This window comes from Leclercia sp. CFBP8987 (genome assembly GCF_034044995.2).
GTDB classification, from domain to species: Bacteria; Pseudomonadota; Gammaproteobacteria; order Enterobacterales; family Enterobacteriaceae; genus Enterobacter; species Enterobacter tamurae.
The window spans coordinates 1,223,894-1,244,584 of sequence record NZ_CM188255.1 but is presented as its reverse complement, the minus strand read 5'-3'; the positions used below and the strand labels follow the sequence as shown (position 1 = coordinate 1,244,584).

The window sequence follows — 20,691 nt, the reverse complement described above, 5'->3', positions numbered from 1 at the left end:
GTGGGCCGGGTAAGCGCAAGCGCCACCCGGCATTGTCTTTAATGGGCACTTTTCGCCTGGGTCACAATCTCTTCATAGTTGGCAGGCATCGGCTCATACGGTGTCTCTTTCGCCGTTGGCTTGTCCTGCTTCAGGGCGGCCAGCGCGGTCTTCAGAGAATACAGCGCCAGCACCACAACCACCACCATAAAGAAGATGGTCAGCCCGGCATCCAGACGGTTGTTAAACACCAGCTGTGACAGCTGCGACTCGGTGTACTGCGCCGGAATCTTGCCGCTGTCGATCATCCCCTGGAACTTATTGGCGATAGCAAGGAAGCCGACTTTCGCATCCGGGCTGAAGGCTTTCTGCCAGCCGGCGGTCAGGGTACAGATCAGCAGCCAGGCCGTTGGCACCAGGGCCACCCAGGCATAACGCTGACGTTTCATCTTGAACAGCACCACCGCGCAGAGCATCAGCGCCATACCGGCCAGCATCTGGTTAGCAATACCGAACAGCGGCCACAGGGTGTTGATGCCGCCCAGCGGATCGACCACCCCCTGATGCAGGAAGTAGCCCCACGCCAGTACGCAGAGTGCCGTCGCCAGCAGGTTGGCCGGCAGCGATTCGGTGCGTTTCAGCCCAGGAGAGATGACCCCCAGCAGATCCTGCAGCATAAAGCGTGCCGCACGGGTTCCCGCATCCACCGCCGTCAGGATAAACAGCGCTTCGAACAGGATCGCAAAGTGATACCAGAACGACACATCCATCAGGCCGCCCAGCGCGCCGTGCAGAATGTAGGCCATCCCCACCGCCAGGGTCGGCGCCCCGCCCGCACGGGAGATAATCGACTGCTCACCCACCTCATTGGCGATATGGGTCAGGGTTTCCGGGGTAATAGCAAAGCCCCAGCCGCTCACCACCTGGGCCGCCGACGCCACCACGTCCGCCGTACCGGCCGGAGCCAGCACTGCAATCGGGCTGTTCATCGCAAAGTAGACGCCTGGATCGATAATGCAGGCCGAAACCAGGGCCATAATGGCGACGAAGGACTCCATCAACATGCCGCCGTAGCCGATAAAGCAGGCCTGGCTTTCATTGGCCAGCATTTTCGGCGTGGTGCCGGAAGCGATCAGGGCATGGAAGCCAGAGACCGCGCCACAGGCGATGGTGATAAACAGGAACGGGAACATGTTGCCGGACCAGACCGGACCGGTGCCGTCAATAAACTTAGTCACCGCAGGCATGGTCAGGGTCGGACGCATAATCAGAATGCCGATCGCCAGGCCGACGATGGTGCCGATTTTCAGGAAGGTGGAGAGGTAATCGCGCGGAGCCAGCAGCAGCCACACCGGCAGCACCGCCGCCACAAAGCCATAGCCCACCAGCATCCAGGTCAGCTGGACGCCGGTATAGTCAAAGTACGGGGCCCAGGTTGGGCTCTCGGCCACCCAGCCACCGGAGATAATGGCGAAAATCAGGAAGAACAGACCAATCACCGACACTTCGCCAATGCGCCCCGGGCGCAGATAGCGAATGTAGATCCCCATGAAGATCGCCAGTGGAATAGTAAAGGCGACGGTGTAGGTTCCCCACGGGCTGTGGGTCAGGGCTTTCACGACGATCATCGCCAGCACGGCGAGGATAATCACCATGATCATAAAGCAGGCCACCAGGGCAATCACCCCGGCGGTAGGGCCCATCTCCTCTTTCACCAGCTCGCCGAGCGAGCGCCCGTCGCGGCGGGTGGAGACGAACAGCACCATAAAGTCCTGCACCGCACCGGCCAGCACCACCCCGGCGAGGATCCAGATCATCCCCGGGAGATAGCCCATCTGCGCGGCAAGCACCGGCCCAACCAGCGGCCCGGCCCCGGCAATCGCGGCAAAGTGGTGACCAAACAGCACCTTTTTGTCGGTCGGGACGTAGTCCAGACCGTCGTTATGCCGCACCGCAGGTGTCATGCGCGTCGGGTCGAGAGAGAGCACGTTACGGGCGATAAACTTACCGTAAAAACGGTAGGCAATCAGATAGATACAGACCGCTGCGACGACTATCCACAGCGCATTGATCTGTTCACCGCGGTTGAGGGCGATATAGCCCAGCGCAAAGGCCCCCACCACGGAGAGCCCTGCCCAGATGAGGTATTTCCCTGAGTTGTTCATGATATGGTTTCCATCATCGCAGAAGTGAGATGTTACATTTTGTATCTATAACACTCGCTTAAGATTTAACAACTCAACTACACGTAAAAACAGACATCCAACCAGTCATTTACATAACATTGTTAAGCCGATCACTTTCACCCCGCTCCACAGCTTATCCAGTTCACAATTCAGGCAATTTTTGCCGTATCTGAAATTACAGAATGATTTACATCAGTTTTTTTCTACCTTTTCTCACCAGAATAGCCTTGCAGGACACTACGTTAACAAGGAAAAGGATATGAAAAGTTTACCCCCTGAGGAGTACAAGGTTGGTCCCGGCGCCTATTTCGCTCTGGCGTTTGCGGCGGTATTTTTCTCCGGCCTGTTAGGCGGAAAAGAGTGGTATGGCGTGTTCGATTTCACCACCCTGAACGGTGCATTCGGCAAGGTGGTCAGTAAAGCGAGTCTACAGGATGGCACCTTAACCACCACTACCAGCGCCTTTCGCGGCTCCGGCGGCAGCGGCGCGATGGACGGTTTTCTGTTTGCTCTGGGTCTTATTCCAGCGGTGATGTTTGCCCTCGGCATGATTAACGTGCTGGAGCATTACGGCGCGCTGCGGGCCGCACGTAAACTGCTGACGCCGCTGCTGCGCCCGCTGCTGGGCATTCCCGGCACCACCGGGTTGGCGTTGATCGGCAGTCTGCAAAGTACCGACGTGGGAGCGTCGCTCACCCGCAACCTCGCGGATGAAGGGCAGATCAGCGAGAACGAAAAAGATGTCTTCGCCATGTTCCAGTTCTCGGCGGGCGCGATGATCACCAACTTCTTCTCATCTGGCGCGATCCTCTTCACCCTGGTGGCTATCGACGGCACGGCGGCGGTGCCAACCTCCATCGGGGCCTGCATCGCGGTGATGTTCATTATGAAAATCGTCGGCGCCAATATGATGCGCCTGATTGTCAGATTCCAGACTAAAGCCCCCGTCACCACCCCGGCAGAAGGAGAAGCCTGATGAGCGCCCCGAACACCAATCCTGTTATTACCGATGTGTTTGTCGAAGGCGCCCGCAAAGGCTGGGGTATCGCCACCAGCAGCACCCTGCCGAACGTGGTGATGGCCTTTATCATCATTAAAGCGCTGGAGATCACCGGCGCATTAAAAGGGCTGGGGATGCTATTCGCCCCGCTGATGGGCCTGTTTGGCCTGCCGGGGGAAGCCGCCGCGGTGCTGATCGGCGGCTGGATGTCGATGGGCGGCGGCATTGGCGTCGCTATCGGCCTGTTTGATAAAGGCATTCTCACCGGTGAACACCTGGCGATCCTCGCCCCGGCCATCTACCTGATGGGCTCCCAGGTGCAGTACCTCGGGCGCATCCTCGGGGTAATTGGCACCCGCGCCACCCGCATTCCGCTGATGATCGCCATCTCGGTGATCAACGCCTTCTTAGCCATGCTGCTGATGCGCATTATTCTCTGAAAAAGGACCTCTCATGAATCTTGAACACTATATTGAAGAGCTGAAAACCCTGGTCAACGTTGATTGCGGAACCAAAACCCTCGACGGCGTGGCGACGGTAGCGGGCATTATGCAGCGCCTGTGGCAGGCTGAAGGCTGGCACACCGAACAGGTTGACCTGGGCGATCGGGTGGGGCCCGGCGTGTTTGTCACCAACAAACCGCAGGCGCAACAATTCGACGTGCTGCTGGTCGGCCATCTCGACACGGTATTTGCCCCTGGCACGGCGGCGGCGCGTCCGCTGAGTCAGGATGACACCCGGCTGTACGGCCCTGGCGTCTCGGACATGAAGAGCGGCCTGCTCAATATTCTGTGGGCGATGCGCGGCCTGGACGATAGTGATAAACAGCGGCTGTCGATTGCGGTGGCGATGAACCCGGACGAAGAGACCGGCTCGGTGTACTCGCACCACTGGATCGGCGAGCTGGCAACACGTTCCCGCTGCGTGCTGGTATGCGAAGCCGCCCGTGCCGACGGGTCGCTGGTGAAGGCGCGTAAAGGGATGGCGGGCTATCAGCTGCACTTCAGCGGCGTGGCGGCCCATGCCGGTAACGACCCGGAAAAAGGCCGTTCGGCGATCGTGGCGCTGGCCCACAGCATTCTGGCGATTAACAACTTAACCGACCTGGCGCGCGGCACCACGCTGAACGTTGGGGTGATACAGGGCGGCAGCGCGGGCAACGTGGTGGCCGACAGCGCAGATGCCGAGCTGGACGTGCGCTTCTGGGAGAACGACGAATACGATCGGGTGCATCAGGCGCTGGAGGCGCTCTGCGCGAAAGGTTTTCTCGACGGGGTCACCACCACCCTCACCCGCGTGAACCATAAACCGGCGATGGCCGCCAGCGAAGCGACGCAGGCGTTGATGGCGCAGGTTGAGAAAGCGGGACGCGAAGAAGGGGTCGCTATAACATGGCAGGCGGTCGGCGGCGGCAGTGATGCGAACCATACCGCGGCGCTCGGTATTCCGACTCTCGACGGTTTTGGCCCGATCGGGGCCGGTTTCCACAGCCCGGCAGAGTGGCTGGATAAGTCCTCGATTGAACCGCGTATCCGGTTGTTGAAGCGGGTCGTTTCCATGCTGTAACCCCTCACCCCGCCCTCTCCCCATAGGGGCGAGGGAGAAAAGACGGCTCCGTGCAATTCCCTCTCCCCTATGGGGAGAGGGTTAGGGTGAGGGGCCCAGAGCGCACAATCTCAACCTACCCCAACACCATGGTACTCAACCGGCAGGTACAGCACCGCCGTCCCTGCTCGTCATACACCACAATCTCCCAGCTCTGGCTGGTGCGCCCGAGGTGAAGCGGCTGACATACTCCGCGCACGATACCCTGCGACACCGCCCGGTGATGGGTGGCGTTCAGCTCGGTCCCCACCACGCTCTGTCCGTCGCGCGTCATCAGAAAACCGGCCATTGACCCCAGGGTCTCCGCCAGTGCCGCCGAGGCGCCGCCGTGCAATAAACCAAACGGCTGATGGGTGCGGGTATCCACAGGCATCTCGGCCTCGAGGGTGTCGTCGCCGATGCGGGTATAGAGGATCCCCAGATGCGCCACCATAGTATTCAGGCTGGTGGCGTTCAGCGCCTCCAGGGATAAATGTCGTCTCCAGATCATCTAGGCCCCCAGGGTGGAGCCGCCGTCCACCACGATATCCTGCAGGGTGATGTGGCTGGCGAGATCGGAGGCGAGGAACAGCACGGTACTGGCAATCTCCTGCGGACGGGCGATTTTGCCCAGCGGAATGCCGAGCTTGAACTGCTCGCCAAAGCCGCGAATGCGCTGCTGTTCTGCGTCGTCGCTCACCCACAGGGTGCGCTGCATGTCGGTATCGGTAGAGCCCGGCGACACCAGATTACAGCGCACGCCGCTGCCCGCCAGCTCGAGGCCGACGGTCAGGGCCAGGCTTTTCAGCGCCGCTTTCGAGGCCCCGTAGGCGCTCATACCGATGCGCGGAGTGTGCGCCGCGTCGGAGGCGACGGTGACAATCGCCCCGCCCTGCTGACGACGGAACTGGCCCATCGTCTGCTGGAACAGGTTGAACGCCCCGCCGACGTTGACCGCAAAGGTCTGCTGCCAGTCCTCCTGCGAGAGCTGGTCAGTTGCCCCCATCCGCAGGATCCCGGCTCCATTCACCAGCACATCCAGACGTTCAACCGTCGCCAGTAAACGTCCGCAGACATCGTTCACCTGAACAGCGTCCGCCACGTTCAGCACTTCGGTGGTAAAGGGATAATTTGCCTGCGGAAAGGCGACGTCAAAGCCCGTCACCTGCGCGCCCGCCTCTGCGAACGCCAGCGCGGTGGCGTAACCGATGCCTTTCCCGGCTCCGGTCACCCAGACGGTTTTCCCGGCGAAATCGAACGTAGCCATTACTTCACCTCGCGGGAGAGCAGCGCCCACCAGGCATCCAGGGTCGGGTTTTTCGCCAGCATCACGAAGTCGATATCGCCATGCACTTTGCGCCAGCGCGCCGCCAGGGCCATCATCCGCACCGAATCCAGACCGTAGTCGATCAGGTTTTCGTCATCCAGCGGCTCGTCGGACTCATCCAACAGAGGCAGGATCAGCTCGCGCAGCGCCGCTTTCGAGACCGGAATGGACGGCAGCAGTTCGTCGGTGGTCACCACGCGCCCGGACCGACCGGCCACATAGTTGAGCGACATCAGATGCTCGTCACGGGTGAAATCCGCCAGCGCATCGGCGACGAAGAACGGCTGAATGTCGCGCATAAAGGCGTCGGTGGCGGTGGTCATGCAGCCGATGTGAGCGTACACGCCGGTGATAATCAGCTGGTCGCGGCCGCTCTCTTTCAGCATCTGCTCCAGCGGCGAGCGGTGGAAGGCGCTGTAGCGCCACTTCACCAGCACGGTGTCGGCTTCATCCGGGGTGAGCTCCGCAACAATGCGCTGCTGCTCCGGGGAGCGGGTCAGGCCCGGCCCCCACATGTCATTCAGCAGGGCGCGGTCTTCATCGCTCTGCTCTTTCGGCTGGGCGGTGTAGTAGACCGGAATATTGTGCTGTTTGCAGTAGTCACGCAGGCGGGCGATGTTCGCCACTACCTGAGCCATCATCGGGCAGTTATCACCCCAGAAATTGAGGAAATACTCCTGCATATCGTGGATCAGCAGCGCGGCGCGCGCGGGCTCCATCGTCCAGCTCACTTTGTTGGTCGGCAGATCTGCCGCGCCTGGCAGCGCGTAACCGGTTAATTTTGGAATTGCCATCTTCTGCTCCTCAGCCCTGCGCCCGTTCGGCCAGCCACAGGCGTAATTGTTTTTTATCGACTTTGCCTACCGGCGTCAGGGGCAGTGCCTCCAGGCACTCCACGCGATCCGGCAGTTTGAATTCAGCCACGCCCTGCTCGCGCAGGAAGCGGCGCACTTCGACCGCGCGCAGGGGCTGTTTCACCACCAGATACGCGCAGCTCTTCTCGCCCAGCAGGCTGTCCTCCATGCTGACCAGCGCGGCGTGGATCACCGCCTCGTGGCGCAGGAGCAGGTTCTCCACCTCTTCGGCGGCAATTTTTTCCCCGCCGCGGTTGATCTGATCTTTCTCGCGCCCCTGTACGGTGATGTAGCCCTGCTCGTCGATGGTGATCAGATCTCCGGAGCAGTAAAAGCCGTTGGCATCAAAGGCGCTGGCGTTGTGTTCTGGGCTCTTGTAGTAGCCGCGGAAGGTGTACGGCCCGCGGGTCATCAGACGCCCGACCTCGCCGCGCGGGAGCGGATTGCCGTTCTCATCAGCTACCCACACTTCGTCATCCGCGCACATCGGGCGGCCCTGGGTATTCATGATGCGTTCCGGGGCATCGTCCAGCGCGGTGTAGTTCACCAGCCCTTCGGCCATGCCAAACACCTGCTGGAGCTGGCAGCCGATCTCCGCCGTAATGCGGGCCGCCAGGGTGGCGGAGAGTCTCGCCCCGCCCACCTGCAACAGCTGCAGCGAGGCCAGTTGGGCATTGCCTGCCCCTTCCGCGATAGCCTGTAGCCACAGGCTGACCGCAGGCGGCACCAGCGAGGTGACGGTAATCTGATGCTGTTCGATTAGCGGGAAGCAGAGCGTGGCGCTCGGATCGTGGGCCAGCACCACGCAGCCCCCGGCCATAAAGATCCCCAGCGAGCCGGGTGAACTCATCGCGAAGTTATGCGCCGCCGGAAGAGCGTTCAGGTAGCGGGTTTGCGCACTAATACCGCAGATCTCGTTGCTGCGACGGATGCTGTAGTAATAGTCGTTATGCGTGCGCGGGATCAGCTTCGGCGTGCCGGTGCTGCCGCCGGAGAGCTGGAAGAACGCCACCTCATCCGCCGGGGTCGGGCTGGGGATAAAGTTCTCTGCCGGACGGGCAATCTCTGCCTCCAGCCCTTCGCCGCGCAGCAATACCACCCGCACGGAGCGGTGCTGATCGACAAAGGTATTGATGAAGTCGTCGCCAGCAAACAGCCCATGGGCGCGGTCGGCAATCAACAGCGTGGGTTCAATCTGGCTCGCGTAGGCGTTCAGCTCGCTGCGCTGATGGCTAAAGAGGGCATTGACCGGGGCCACGCCCACCTGCAACAGCGCGAAAAAGGTGATGTAGAATTCGGCGACGTTGCCCAGCTGCACCAGGGCGGTTTCACCCCGCTGGACTCCCTGCGCCTGGAGGGCTGCCGCGAGATTATTGACGGACTGCTGGAACTGGCGATACGTGAAGCGACGCTCGCCGTCGATAATCGCCAGCGCATCGCTGTCGGCGTGGCGGGTCAGAATCTCTGTCAGGGGCAGATCCTGCCAGTAGCCTTTCTCACGGTAGCGGCGGGCGAAGTCGTCGGGCCAGCGGGTAAAGGGAATAGTCATGGTGGATCCTTAGTGCAGGCCGAAAACGTTGAGCATGGTAGTCAGTTTGACGCCGGTCTCGCGCCACTCGGCCACCGGTGAGGAGGCAGGGACAATCCCGGCGCCGGCAAACAGGCGCACGCTGTTGGCGCGAAGGCGCGCGCAGCGGATGGTCACTACCCACTCGCCGTTGCCTTCGCTGTCGCACCAGCCGACGATGCCGCCGAACAGTTCGCGGTCGAACGGCTCCAGCTCGGCAATCAGTTCTTTCGCCGCCTGGTGCGGGAAGCCGCTCAGGGCCGGGGTCGGGTGCAGCAGGCAAGCCAGGGTCAGGGCGTTTTCATCTTCATGCGCGTCGCCTTCCACCGGGGTGGCGAGGTGCCACAGGGTCGGGGTGGTCACCAGCTGCGGAGAAGCAGGCATGGTCAGCTGATGGCTGCGCGGGGTCAGGACCGCTTTCATCGCCTGGGTGACCAGCTCATGTTCGTGACGATCTTTTGCCGAGGCCAGCAGCTTGTTGCCCGCCTCGCGATCGAGCATGTCATCCGGCTGACGCCGCGCGGAACCGGCCAGCGGCAGGGAGCTGAAATGCGCCCCCTCTTTGCGCAGCAACAGTTCCGGGCTGGCGCCGAGCAGCACCCCGCCATCCTCCAGCGGGACGTGGAAGTTAAAGCTGGCCGGGTTCTGGGCAATCAGTTTTTCCAGCAGCGCGCCGCTGTCGAGATTCTGTTCAGTGGTGATATCGATCAGGCGCGACAGCACCACCTTATTGACGCGCGGGGTGGCGGTCAGGGCGGCGGCGCGGGCCACCATCTCTTCAAAGGCTAACTGGGCCGGGATCTCGGTGCGGGATGTGACCGTCAGCGGTGAGGTCCGGGTGGCGTAGCGGGCAGACTGCTGGCGCGCCGGGCGGGCAAAGCTTTGCCACTCCTGCGGAATGAACAGCGACGACGGCTGGCGGGTATCAAAGGGGATCGCCCCCACCATCACCGGGTTAGCAATCCCGGCGGCTTTGGCGTCGGCAAAGGCCTGCGCCAGCTGCTGCTGAAACGCGCTGGCCGGATCGTCGCCGCCGACGGCTGGGGTGGAAAATCGGGCAAAGCAGCCAGACGTGGTAAAGCTGCGATAAGGCGACATAAAGAAGAAGCTCTCTTTTTGCAGCGTGGTCGCGGTGTGCTGAACGTCCTCAGCCAGTGACGTATCCATATCATCCTCCTGAAATGATAAAAGCAGTAAGAATTATTATCATTTATATTTTCGCTGGCTAACCTAATCCCAGAGCGCGATGGTGTCAACCGTCGACGGCGCAACTTGTGCGACTATCGCTTGCATCCCGGCGGCTCATTTATGAAAATGAGAAGCATTAACTTCAACGAAAACAGGATGCCCCTTAGTGAAACTGCCCGCTGTTTGTCGTAACACCCTGCTTTTAATGGGACTTTTAATTTCAGGATTAACCTCAGCGCTGGCCGCCGACTGGCCGCGTCAGGTCACGGACAGTCACGGAACCCACACGCTGGACAGCAAACCGACGCGGATTGTCTCCACCAGCGTGACCCTCACCGGCTCGCTGCTGGCGATTGATGCCCCGGTGATTGCCAGCGGGGCGACCACGCCAAACAACCGGGTGGCGGACGATCAGGGCTTTTTGCGCCAGTGGGGCGAGGTGGCTAAACAGCGCAAGCTCGCACGCCTGTACATCGGTGAGCCGAGTGCCGAAGCCGTTGCCGCTCAGATGCCGGATCTGATCCTGGTCAGCGCCACCGGCGGGGATTCTGCCGTGGCGCTGTACGATCAGCTGTCGGCCATCGCCCCGACGCTGGTGATTAACTACGACGACAAAAGCTGGCAGGCGCTGCTGACTCAACTGGGCACCCTTACCGGACAGGAGAAGCAGGCCGCCGCGCGGATTGCGGAGTTTGATACCCAGCTCACCCGGGTGAAACAGCAGCTGAAGCAGCCCCCGCAGCCGGTGAACGCCATTGTCTATACCGCCGCGGCCCACAGCGCCAACCTCTGGACCGCCGAGTCGGCACAGGGCAAGCTGCTGCAACAGCTGGGCTTCACGCTTGCCACCCCGCCCGCCGGGCTGAACGCCTCCCAGAGCCAGGGCAAGCGCCACGACATTGTGCAGTTAGGGGGTGAGAACCTGGCGACCGGCCTGAACGGCGAAGGGCTGTTCCTGTTTGCCGGGGATCAGAAGGATGTGAATGCGATCTACGCCAACCCGCTGCTGGCCCATCTGCCAGCGGTGCAAAACAAACGCGTCTGGGCGCTGGGTACCGAGACTTTCCGCCTGGATTACTTCAGCGCGATGCGGGTGTTAGGGCGTTTAGAGGGGTTGTTTAAATAAGGTGCGGCCTGATGCCCTCACCCCGGCCCTCTCCCACAGGGAGAGGGAGAAAACCGTAGGCCGGGTAAGGCAAAGCCGCCACCCGGCAAATTCCACCGTTTTAAACCGGTGCTGGCTCCTGCCGGAACCGGCGTAACTCCACCAGGGCCACCAGCAGTATCGCCCCTACCATCGCCAGCACAAACCCGCTGCTGCTGGCCGAGGCCACCGGGGTCATAATCACCCCCAGCCCGCCGAGAATGGCGGCGCCTATGGCATCACCCGTCACGTTCTGCGCCGTCCACAAACCGTTGATGCGGCCAAGCATCGCTTCCGGAGTCTGGGTCTGGATCAGGGTATATTGCAGCAGCGAACTGACCGCGCTCAGCCAGCCAAACAGCGCCAGACAGATCACGCCCAGCGCCCAGACCGGCATCAGGCTGAAGAAACCAATCGCAATAAACGAGGCCAGGGTCGCCACCAGCATAATCAGACCCGGACGGGCACTCTGCGCCAGGTTACCGCTGGTGAGCGCGCCAAAAGCCGCCCCCAGCGGGATCGCCGCATACAGCAGGCCAATCTGCGACACGCTCATCTGCCACTCCATCGCCAGTGCCGGATAGAGTACCCGCACCGCGCTGGCCATCGTCAGCAGGCCGCCCAGCAGGGCGATGCCGCCAATCAGCGGATTAGTGAACAGAAAACGGATCGCCGCCATCAGCGATTTCAGCGGATGTTCACGCGGCTGCGGCGGAGGCGGCAGCAGCGGCAGACGCAGCAGGGTTAAGGTGGTGATAAAGGTCCCCGCCGCCGCCAGGCCATAGTTCCAGGCCACATTCCCGGTGCCGAGCAGCAGGCCGCCGACCATCGGCGAGATCACCGAGCCCAGACGCACGGTCAGCATGGTGATCGCCCCCGCCTGCATCAGGTTTTCACGCCCTACCAGCGCCGGTGTCGCTGCCAGCAGCGCCGTCACCCCTATTGATGCAAAAAATCCGTCCCACAGGCCCAGGGCATAGATGGCAATCAACGACGGCTCCGGCAGCATCGCATTCAGACATAACCCGACAAACCCCACTCCGCAGGTGCCGCGCGCCAGCAAAATCAGCTTCTTACGCTCGTAGCGATCCGCCAGCACCCCGCCGACCATCAACCCGATAAACATCGCCCCGCCGGTCAGGGTGACAGCCAGCCCCACCAGCCAGCTGGAGTGGGTCATCATCTGGATTTGCACCGGTACGGCCACGCCGAGCAGGCCAAGGGATAAAATCGAGATAAAACGGGCAATAAAAACAGCACGAAACGCCGGATGGGTCTTCAGCAGACTCAGATTGAGCAGCCAGGATTGTCGGGTCATTACAAAGCCTTAATGGTTTCTTTTGTACCAATTCCATGGCCGCACATGCTAACATAGCTAAATAAGATAGATAACGATAATTACTATCATTATCAAATCATGGACGTTGCTATGTCGTACTCCTCTTCCGCGTCACGCGCCCTTGCCGTGCCCGGTTTACTGCTGCTACTCACGTTTGCCATCGCCCTCAGCCTGTCGGTGGGTGCGAAACCGCTGCCGTTTTCCGTGGTGGTGGATGCCCTCACCGCCACCTGTCAAAGCGCCGACTGCACTATCGTGCGGGATGCCCGTCTGCCGCGCACCCTCGCCGGACTGCTGGCCGGTGCCGCCCTCGGTCTCGCCGGGGCGCTGATGCAAACCCTGACCCGCAATCCGCTCGCCGACCCGGGGATTCTCGGCGTTAACGCCGGAGCCAGCTTCGCCATCGTGCTGGGCGCGGCGCTGTTTGGTTTCTCCTCCCCCGGCGAACAGCTGGTGATGGCTCTGTGCGGGGCCTTTGCCGCCTCGCTGCTGGTGGCCTTTACCGGCAGCCAGGGCGGAGGCCAGCTCAGCCCGGTACGCCTGACCCTGGCGGGCGTGGCGCTGGGCGCGGTGCTGGATGGTCTCTCCAACGGCATTGCCCTGCTCAACCCGGACGTCTACGATCAGCTGCGCTTCTGGCAGGCGGGCTCGCTGGATATCCGCACCCTGCAAACCTTACAGGTGGTGAGCGTGCCGGTGCTGATCGCCGCCGCCGTGGCGCTGCTGTTAAGCCGGGCGCTCAACAGCCTGAGCCTCGGCAGCGACACCGCCACCGCCCTCGGCAGTCGCGTGGCGCGCACCCAGTTGCTCGGATTACTGACCATCACCGTTCTGTGCGGCAGCGCCACGGCGGTAGTGGGCCCCATCGCCTTTATCGGCCTGATGATGCCGCACATGGCACGCTGGCTGGTAGGGGCCGATCACCGCTGGTCCCTGCCAGTCACCCTGCTTGCCACCCCTGCCCTGCTGCTGTTTGCCGATATTATCGGGCGCCTGCTGGTGCCCGGCGAGCTGCGGGTATCGGTGGTCAGCGCCTTTATTGGCGCGCCGGTGCTGATTTTCCTGGTGCGCCGCAAGCGCGGAGGTGGACTGTGATGGCCCCGTCCCGTCGTTTAGTTCTCAGCTGCCTGATGCTGATATTGGTCAGCCTCGTCGTGGCCCTGTTTAGCCTGCGCAGCGGGGCGGTGACGCTTGATTTCAACCAGGTCTTTAACGCCCTCACCGGCAGCGCACCGCGCAATATCACCATGGTGGTCACCGAATGGCGCTTACCAAGGGTGATGATGGCCCTGCTGGTGGGCGCAGCGCTTGGGATCAGCGGCGCGATTTTCCAGTCGCTGATGCGCAACCCGCTGGGCAGTCCGGATGTGATGGGCTTTAACACCGGGGCCTGGAGCGGCGTGCTGGTGGCGATGGTGCTGTTTGGTCAACACCTGACGGCCATTACCCTGGCGGCGATGGCGGGCGGCATTCTCACCTCGCTGATCGTCTGGGGGCTGGCGTGGCGTGACGGGATCGAAACCTTCCGCCTGATCATCATTGGCATCGGCATGCGCGCCATGCTGATGGCCTTTAACACCTGGCTGCTGCTGCAGGCCTCGCTGGAGACCTCGCTCTCTGCCGGGCTGTGGTTCGCCGGGTCGCTTAACGGCCTGACATGGGCCAAAACCCTGCCCGCCGCCCCGCTGATCCTGCTGATGTTTGTCTGCGCCTTGCTGCTGGTGAAGCGCATGCGTTTGCTGGAGATGGGCGACGACAGCGCCTGCGCGCTGGGAGTCAGCGTTGAGCGCTCGCGTCTGCTGCTGATGCTGGTCGCCGTCGTCTTAACCGCCGCGGCGACTGCCATTGCCGGGCCGATCTCCTTTATTGCGCTGGTAGCGCCGCACATCGCCCGTCGCCTGAGCGGCACCGCCCGCTGGGGGTTAACCCAGTCGGCGCTGTGCGGATCGCTGCTGCTGCTGGCCGCCGATCTCTGCGCCCAGCAGCTGTTTATGCCGTATCAACTTCCGGTGGGGGTCGTGACCGTCAGTCTTGGCGGCATCTACCTCATCGTCTTGCTTGTTCAGGAGTCCCGCAAGAAATGAGTGCCAATCAAACCCGCTTGCGCGGCGAAAATCTGACCCTCGGTTACGGTAAGAAAATCGTGGCCGAGGATCTGCAGGTGGCGATCCCCGACGGCCACTTCACCGCCATTATCGGCCCTAACGGCTGCGGCAAGTCGACCCTGCTGCGCACCCTCAGCCGCCTGATGACCCCGCTGCACGGCAACGTGTTTCTGGATGGCGAACAGATCCAGCGCTACGCCAGCAAAGAGGTGGCACGCCGGGTCGGGCTGCTGGCGCAAAATGCCACCACGCCGGGAGATATCACGGTGCAGGAGCTGGTGGCGCGCGGGCGCTATCCGCACCAGCCGCTGTTCACCCGCTGGCGTAAAGAGGATGACGTGGCGGTCACGAAAGCGATGCAGGCTACCGGGATTACCGATCTGGCGGCGCAGAGCGTGGACACCCTCTCCGGCGGGCAGCGCCAGCGGGCGTGGATTGCGATGGTGCTGGCCCAAGAGACGTCGATTATGCTGCTGGACGAGCCGACCACCTGGCTGGACATCAGCCATCAGATCGATCTCCTGGAGCTGCTGAGCGACCTGAACCGCACCCAGGGCTTTACCCTGGCGGCGGTGCTGCACGACCTGAACCAGGCCTGCCGCTATGCCACCCATTTAATTGCCCTGCGCGAGGGTAAGATTGTGGCCGAAGGTGCGCCGAAAGAGATTGTCACCCCGGCGTTGATCGAGCGGATCTACGGGATGCGCTGCATGATTATTGACGATCCGGTAGCGGGCACGCCGCTGGTGGTGCCGCTGGGGAAACGTGCGGTCTGAGCCCCTCACCCTAACCCTCTCCCCATAGGGGAGAGGGGATCGCACGGAGCCGTCTTTTCACCCTCGCCCCTATGGGGAGAGGGCCGGGGTGAGGGGAAATTACCCCAGAATCCCCTTAATCACCGGTCCTATCGTCTCAAACGCCTGCAGGGAGATAATGTCCACGTGGGCGCAGTCCTGAGAGTAGACCTCCAGCTCCCCTACCCATGGCGACCAGGCGACGAGCGGATCCATGGTTCGCGTGCGTTCGGCAACAAACAGCGTCGCTTTGCCGTCAAACTTCGCGCTGTGCGCCGTGGTCAGGAGACGCACCGCATCGGCATAGTTGCCTTCAATCGCGCTGAACAGCTCCCCGGATGCCTGCCCCTGTTGAGCGGCGAGGAATGCCTGACGCTCACGCTCGATCTCCGCTAACACTTCCGGATCGAGGCCGTTAGCCTCTTTTTCGGACCAGTTTTGCGTCTCCGGCGGCCAGGTATCCAGCAGGCCGAGGAACGCTACCTCTTCACCCTGCGCGCGCAGGCGGGCGGCGATGCCCTGCGCCAGCGTGCCGCCCAGCGAATAGCCGAACAGATGATAGGGTCCGTGCGGCTGTTGAGCCCGCAGCGTTGCCAGATGATGCTCGATCACCTCATCCAGGGTGGCGCAGTGCTGCATCGGGCCCGGTCGCGGCGACTGGATACCCACGATCGACCAGCGCGGATGGAGGTAGCGCGCCAGGACGCTGAACTGCCAGGCAAATCCGGAGGCCGGATGGAAGCAGAACAGCGTCGGGCCGTGGCTTTCGCGCAGGGGCAATATCGTCTCGTAACCCAGACGGCGGGCCTGCTCGTCGCTGATGTCGGATGCCAGCAACGCACTCAGCTTGCCCACCGTCGAGGCTACCATCACCTGGCCGGGGGTAACCTGGCGGGCAAAGTGACGACTCAGGCTGGCGGCAAGGCGCATCGCCAGCAGCGAGTGGCCGCCGAGGGCGAAGAAATCCGCCTCGATGTCATTGATCTCACAGCCCAGCAGCGTAGAGAACGCTGCGGCAATCGCCCGTTCGGTATCGCTTTCCGGGGCGCGGCCCTGGGTTTTCACCGTTAGTTCCGGCAGCGGCAGCGCCTTGCGATCCAGCTTACCGTTGGCGCTGAGTGGCAGCGCGCTGAGCTGCAGCAACACCACCGGCACCATATGCGGTGGCAGCTGGGTTTTCAGTTCAGCCAGCAACGCGTCGCGGTCCAGCGGCAGGCCGGACTCCGACACCACGTAGCCCACCAGCTGACGGGCATCGCCGCCGGTGTCCGCCGCCTGGTTGATGACGCAGGCATGGGTCACCGCCTGGGCCACGTCCGGCAGGGTCAGCATCGCCCGGTCGATTTCCCCGAGCTCAATGCGCTGGCCACGAATTTTCAGCTGATCGTCGCTGCGCCCGAGATACTCCACCGCGCCGTTATCCAGCCAGCGGGCCACGTCGCCGGTGCGGTACATGCGCTCGCCCGGCACGAACGGATCGGCGATAAAGCGGCTGGCGGTCAGATCCGGACGGCCCAGATAGCCCTGCGCCAGCTGGATGCCGGTGAGATAGAGATCCCCCGCCACGCCGAATGGCACCGGACGCATCATCGCATCCAGAATGCGCAGGCCGGTATTCCACACCGGGAAGCCGATCGGCACGCTGTTGCCTGTAACCAATGCCAGTTCCGGGCCAAAGGCCGGATACCAGCTGACATCCACCGCGGCTTCGGTGGGGCCATACAGGTTATGCAGCGGCACCTGGGTCAGCTGCTCCCACTCCCGGCACAGGGCGGTTGGCAGGGCTTCGCCGCTGCAGAACACCTGTTTCAGGCTGGCGCAGCAGGCGACGTTTTCCGGGGTCAGCGAGGCGACAAAGGCCGCCAGCATCGACGGGACAAAGTGGGTGGTGGTGACGCCGTACTTCGCGAAGAAATCCTGCATCGCCAGCGGATCGCGGTGCGCTTCCGGCTCGGCCATCACCAGCTTCGCCCCGGCGATAAACGGCCACCAGAACTCCCATACCGAGACGTCAAAGCTGCACGGCGTTTTCTGGGCCACCACGTCGGCGGCGGTGAGCGGGTAGTGGTTTTGCATCCACAGCAGGCGGTTGACGATAGCGGTCTGGCCGACCATCACCCCTTTCGGCCGCCCTGTCGAGCCGGAGGTAAAGATGATATAGGCGGTCTGTTCCGGGGCACTAAGGTTGAGCGGTGCGTTGCCCTCAGCATTGAATAGTGTGTTGTAACTAAATACCGCCACGGGCAGATGGCTGAAGCGCGGGCGCTGGTCGTCAGTAGTGATGAGCAGCGACGGTTTCGCGTCCTCGATCATCATCTGCAGGCGATCGTCGGGATAGCCGGTGTCCAGCGGCAGCCACGCGGCCCCTGCTTCGACGATGGCGTGCAGGGCCAGGGTCAGGAATATCGAACGCGGTAGCGCCACCGCCACGCTGTCGCCGGGCTTCACCCCCCGGACACGGAGCTGGTTCGCCAGGGCCACTACCTGCTCGCGCATCTGGCGATAATTCAGTTCGTATTGCGTATCGACCAGCGCCGGGGCGTCCGGGGTTTTCGCCGCCTGCTCTGCCACCAGCCCGCTCAGGGTGGTGAGCGGCAGAGAAACCGCTGTCTGGTTAATCTTTTCCAGCTGCTGGTATTCGGCCTCGGAAACCGTTTCGGCCTCCCCGCAACGCAGGTCGATATTGGCGGCAAACTGCGCCAATAACCCATGGAGGCGCTCGACGTGGCGCACCAGGGTGGCCTCATCGTAACGCTGCTTGTTGGCGAGGATCTCAATGCTCAGACCGCCCTCTTCGTCCGGGAACAGTGCCATCTCGAGATCGTTGACCGGGCCGGTAGCGAGAGTGTGAGTCACCGCCTGCACGCCCTCGATATCCAGCTGGTAATCGAAGACCTTGACGTTGAACACCGGGCCAAACAGGGCTTCGTCGCTGGCGGCGCGCCCGCTGTCGCGGACAATCTGCTCGGCGTCGTAACGCTGATGGCGGCGCATCTTTTTCATCTGCCCGGCCAGGCGCTGGGCCAGCTCCGGCAGGGTTTCCAGCGGATTAATGTTCACCGCCAGCGGCAGGACGTTCAGCACCGGGCCGGTAGCGGTCAGCGCCGCGGAGCCCATCCGGCGCATAAAGATAAAACCGGCAGCATAGTTCATCCGTCCGGTGAGGCGGGCCAGCCACAGGGCCACCAGCGCCAGAGCGAGGTCGGTGCGCTGAGTCTGGCTGGCCGTTGTCAAACGGCTAAACGCCTGACGATCGGCGGTCAGCTTCAGGCGCAGAATATCGGTGGTGGCGGCGCGACCCGGCAGCGGGGCGCTGGAGAGCGATACCGGCGGCGGGAGCTGCTGGCGCTGTTCGGCCCAGAAGGTGCCGTCGCGCACGTATGCTTCGCTGTCGCGGTAGCGCTGATACTCCCCCACCACCTCCGCAAACGGCGTAAACGGCGATTGCGGCGTGGCGCCGCCGTCAGACCAGGCGCGATAAATGGCGGCGATCTGGCGGGTAATGGCCGGGAAGCTGAAGCCATCCACCACCAGATGGTGATAACGCTGATACCAGTACCAGCGGTTGTCCGCCACCTGAATCAGCAGGTGGAAGGCCAGCGGCTGACCGCTGTCGACGCGCAGGTTCTGGTTAAGATCGGCATGCATCTGCGCCAGCGCCGCGGCATGCGGATCGGCGTTAGCTCGCAGGTCGATGATCTGCGGTGCCGGCAGAATGACACTCTCGTCCACCCACTGGCGGATCTCGCCGTTGTCTTCGGTAAAACGCATGCGCAGGGTATCGGCCTGCATCATCCCCGCCACCACCGCTTTCGCCAGCAGGGGTGCGTCTACCGGGCCGGTCAGCTCGACGTAATGGGCTACGCTCCAGGCGTTAGGCAGGTCGGAAAGCTGTTCCGCCATCCAGATCCCAGGCTGGGCGGCCACGAGAGGAAGTTGTGCGCTCATGGGTTCACCTGTGCAAAATGGGCCGGGATCAGGGTTTGCCACCGGGCGGCAAGCCACTGCTGACAGGCGTCCTGCGACTGCGGCTCGCACACCACGCGCCAGCCGTCGGGTAAGGCGCACTGCTGCGGCCACAGGCTGTACTGCTGCTGCGCGTTTTGCACAATGGCGAACAGACCCTGCGGATCGTCGAAGGGGTTACTGAATTCCATACCAGACTCCGTCATTAAATAATCGGCTGCCAGAGAGTCATCAGCCCCTGCGTCAGCCCTCCCCGCCAGCAAAGTGCATCATGTCCGCCGTCCACCGGACGCCAGTAAACCTGCTGCTGCGTATGCTGTAGCCCGGCGTACAGCGCCTGACAGGCGCGGTAGATCAACGGTTCCCGTCGCCCCGCTTCCAGCACAATGCGCAGGCCCTGAGCCGACAGCTGTTGGTTTTTAAGCTGTTCGATAATCACGCCGTCCTGCTTGCCTCCGCGATGGGGCCACCAGAAGGAGCCCGACTGGCTGAGCACGCAGCCAAAACGCTCCGGCCAGTGCAGCCCGGCATAGAGGGCGGAGAGACCGCCGAAGCTCTGCCCGGCAACCACCGTGCGGTCGGCGCGATCGCTGAACGGGGCCAGCTTGCGCACCTGCGGAAGGAGTTCCTCCTGCACCGCCAGCCAGAAGTCGGGGTTACAGGGCAGCTCGCGGCTGCGGTGGGCGGTGTCGATCACATCGATCAGCACATAGATCGCGGGCGGCAGTTGGCCTGCGGTGGTGAGCGCAGAAAGCGCAGGCCAGACCGGCATGCTTTCAGCCCAGAACTGGCCGTCGAGCAGCACCGCCAACGGGCGCTCTTGTACGTTTTGTTCACCGGTAGTGAAGATCCACACCCGGCGGGTGTTGCCGAGCCTGGCGCTCTGCCAGGAAACAGACTGCGGGGGAATATAAGGGGTGTCAGGCTGATTCCAGCCGGGCTGAACCGGGGCCTCGGGCATCTCCAGCGCCGACACCGGATGGCCGCGTCCGCCGCGCCAGTGCTGGCGGTTAAGCGGATCGGCAATCGCGCGCGGCAGCAGCTTGCGCCAGCCTTCGCGCAGGGCCATGCGGTCCGGCGGATCGGTGGCAAACACCGCCTCACTGAAGTCGTCTTCATTAACAGAGGGGATAAAACAGTAGCTGCCCCGCCAGTGTGGGCTGAACTCGCCCTGCCACTGCCAGACATCGGTTCCGGCAATGCGCGCCAGCGTCTGCGGGCGGGCATTATGATGGTGATCGGTCACGCCGGTGATGTACAGCCACACCCGCTTCAGGGGCGAGGAGTGCTCTGTTCCGCCCGGATCGCGCCACCAGAAGGTCACCCGGTAATGGTCCCCTTCCCGTACCCACTCGGGCCCCTGTTTCGACTGCCACCAGGCGTCGCTTCCCGTTTCCAGCGTCGTCACTGATATAACCCCATGACCTGTTCGGTTTTTTTGATTAAAGTTAAACAATATCGATAATATTATTGATAACTATTTTCATTTGCAATAGCGTATGGGCGCGCTGTGGGAAGCGCGAACAGTAAATAACCATGCCATGCGCTGCGTACTGACTCAGGGTCGAGGGGTTTTCGCAGACTGCGGGCGATATCCTTCCGCCGCCTCATCCATTCGGGACGGAGCCCTGAGGCATGCGGCATTGAAAAGCAGGACA

General features: G+C 62.5%; 17 protein-coding genes. 7 read left to right on the top strand and 10 right to left on the bottom strand.

Features of this window, described 5'->3' with window-relative positions; genetic code table 11:
• Positions 1-38 precede the first annotated feature (38 nt).
• Positions 39-2,144, bottom strand: a complete 2,106-nt coding sequence (gene cstA, locus SOM40_RS05830) for a pyruvate/proton symporter CstA (RefSeq protein ID WP_106992293.1) — start codon at positions 2,142-2,144, stop codon at positions 39-41.
• A 280-nt stretch (positions 2,145-2,424) separates the two neighbouring features.
• Here cstA and SOM40_RS05825 point away from each other — a divergent pair, with 280 nt between their 5' ends.
• Genes SOM40_RS05825 through SOM40_RS05815 form a run of 3 tightly spaced genes read left to right on the top strand, consistent with a single transcriptional unit; the run spans position 2,425 to position 4,731 of the window.
• Positions 2,425-3,141, top strand: coding sequence for a nucleoside recognition domain-containing protein (locus SOM40_RS05825; protein WP_261642179.1), 717 nt, complete (start codon positions 2,425-2,427; stop codon positions 3,139-3,141).
• Positions 3,141-3,605, top strand: a complete 465-nt coding sequence (locus SOM40_RS05820) for a YjiG family protein (protein ID WP_106992291.1) — start codon at positions 3,141-3,143, stop codon at positions 3,603-3,605. The genes SOM40_RS05825 and SOM40_RS05820 overlap by 1 nt, the downstream gene beginning before the upstream one ends.
• Positions 3,606-3,618: 13 nt before the next feature.
• Positions 3,619-4,731 (top strand): M20 family metallopeptidase, encoded by a 1,113-nt coding sequence (locus SOM40_RS05815; protein ID WP_106992290.1) that lies wholly within the window; start codon positions 3,619-3,621, stop codon positions 4,729-4,731.
• 115 nt (positions 4,732-4,846) lie between these two features.
• On the opposite strand, the gene entH is transcribed toward SOM40_RS05815, so the two are convergent.
• The 5 genes from entH to entC are packed head-to-tail and all read right to left on the bottom strand — an operon-like array spanning position 4,847 to position 9,664.
• Positions 4,847-5,260, bottom strand: a complete 414-nt coding sequence (gene entH, locus SOM40_RS05810; RefSeq protein WP_106992289.1) for a proofreading thioesterase EntH — start codon at positions 5,258-5,260, stop codon at positions 4,847-4,849.
• On the bottom strand, positions 5,261-6,016 hold the full coding sequence (gene entA, locus SOM40_RS05805; protein WP_320530767.1) for a 2,3-dihydro-2,3-dihydroxybenzoate dehydrogenase EntA: 756 nt from the start codon (positions 6,014-6,016) through the stop codon (positions 5,261-5,263).
• Positions 6,016-6,870, bottom strand: coding sequence for an isochorismatase (locus tag SOM40_RS05800; protein WP_312188217.1), 855 nt, complete (start codon positions 6,868-6,870; stop codon positions 6,016-6,018). Before SOM40_RS05800 ends, entA begins: the two co-directional genes overlap by 1 nt.
• 10 nt (positions 6,871-6,880) lie before the next feature.
• A complete protein-coding gene (entE, locus tag SOM40_RS05795) occupies positions 6,881-8,479 on the bottom strand; it encodes a (2,3-dihydroxybenzoyl)adenylate synthase EntE (RefSeq protein WP_320530768.1) in 1,599 nt (532 codons plus the stop codon).
• Positions 8,480-8,488: 9 nt separating this feature from the next.
• A complete protein-coding gene (gene entC / locus SOM40_RS05790) occupies positions 8,489-9,664 on the bottom strand; it encodes an isochorismate synthase EntC (protein ID WP_320530769.1) in 1,176 nt (391 codons plus the stop codon).
• Between the two features lie 187 nt (positions 9,665-9,851).
• On the opposite strand from entC, the gene fepB reads away from it, so the two are divergent.
• A complete protein-coding gene (gene fepB, locus SOM40_RS05785) occupies positions 9,852-10,811 on the top strand; it encodes a Fe2+-enterobactin ABC transporter substrate-binding protein (protein WP_312997944.1) in 960 nt (319 codons plus the stop codon).
• Positions 10,812-10,911: 100 nt separating this feature from the next.
• Here the strand turns inward: fepB and entS are convergent, their stop codons facing one another.
• A complete protein-coding gene (gene entS, locus SOM40_RS05780) occupies positions 10,912-12,147 on the bottom strand; it encodes an enterobactin transporter EntS (RefSeq protein WP_320530770.1) in 1,236 nt (411 codons plus the stop codon).
• Positions 12,148-12,258: 111 nt separating this feature from the next.
• Between entS and fepD the strand changes: the two genes are divergently transcribed.
• Genes fepD through fepC form a run of 3 tightly spaced genes read left to right on the top strand, consistent with a single transcriptional unit; the run spans position 12,259 to position 15,049 of the window.
• On the top strand, positions 12,259-13,263 hold the full coding sequence (gene fepD / locus SOM40_RS05775; RefSeq protein WP_225759321.1) for a Fe(3+)-siderophore ABC transporter permease: 1,005 nt from the start codon (positions 12,259-12,261) through the stop codon (positions 13,261-13,263).
• Complete coding sequence (fepG, locus tag SOM40_RS05770) at positions 13,260-14,252, top strand: iron-enterobactin ABC transporter permease (RefSeq protein ID WP_320530771.1); 993 nt, start codon at positions 13,260-13,262, stop codon at positions 14,250-14,252. The genes fepD and fepG overlap by 4 nt, the downstream gene beginning before the upstream one ends.
• Positions 14,249-15,049 carry an iron-enterobactin ABC transporter ATP-binding protein gene (fepC, locus tag SOM40_RS05765; protein WP_262671845.1) on the top strand — a complete coding sequence of 267 codons (801 nt, stop codon included), beginning with the start codon at positions 14,249-14,251 and terminating at the stop codon, positions 15,047-15,049. Before fepG ends, fepC begins: the two co-directional genes overlap by 4 nt.
• A 99-nt stretch (positions 15,050-15,148) precedes the next feature.
• Here the strand turns inward: fepC and entF are convergent, their stop codons facing one another.
• The 3 genes from entF to fes are packed head-to-tail and all read right to left on the bottom strand — an operon-like array spanning position 15,149 to position 20,441.
• Positions 15,149-19,015, bottom strand: coding sequence for an enterobactin non-ribosomal peptide synthetase EntF (gene entF, locus SOM40_RS05760; RefSeq protein ID WP_320530772.1), 3,867 nt, complete (start codon positions 19,013-19,015; stop codon positions 15,149-15,151).
• On the bottom strand, positions 19,012-19,224 hold the full coding sequence (locus SOM40_RS05755) for an MbtH family protein (protein ID WP_166181817.1): 213 nt from the start codon (positions 19,222-19,224) through the stop codon (positions 19,012-19,014). Before SOM40_RS05755 ends, entF begins: the two co-directional genes overlap by 4 nt.
• 14 nt (positions 19,225-19,238) lie before the next feature.
• On the bottom strand, positions 19,239-20,441 hold the full coding sequence (gene fes / locus SOM40_RS05750; protein ID WP_320530773.1) for an enterochelin esterase: 1,203 nt from the start codon (positions 20,439-20,441) through the stop codon (positions 19,239-19,241).
• Positions 20,442-20,691: the final 250 nt, after the last annotated feature.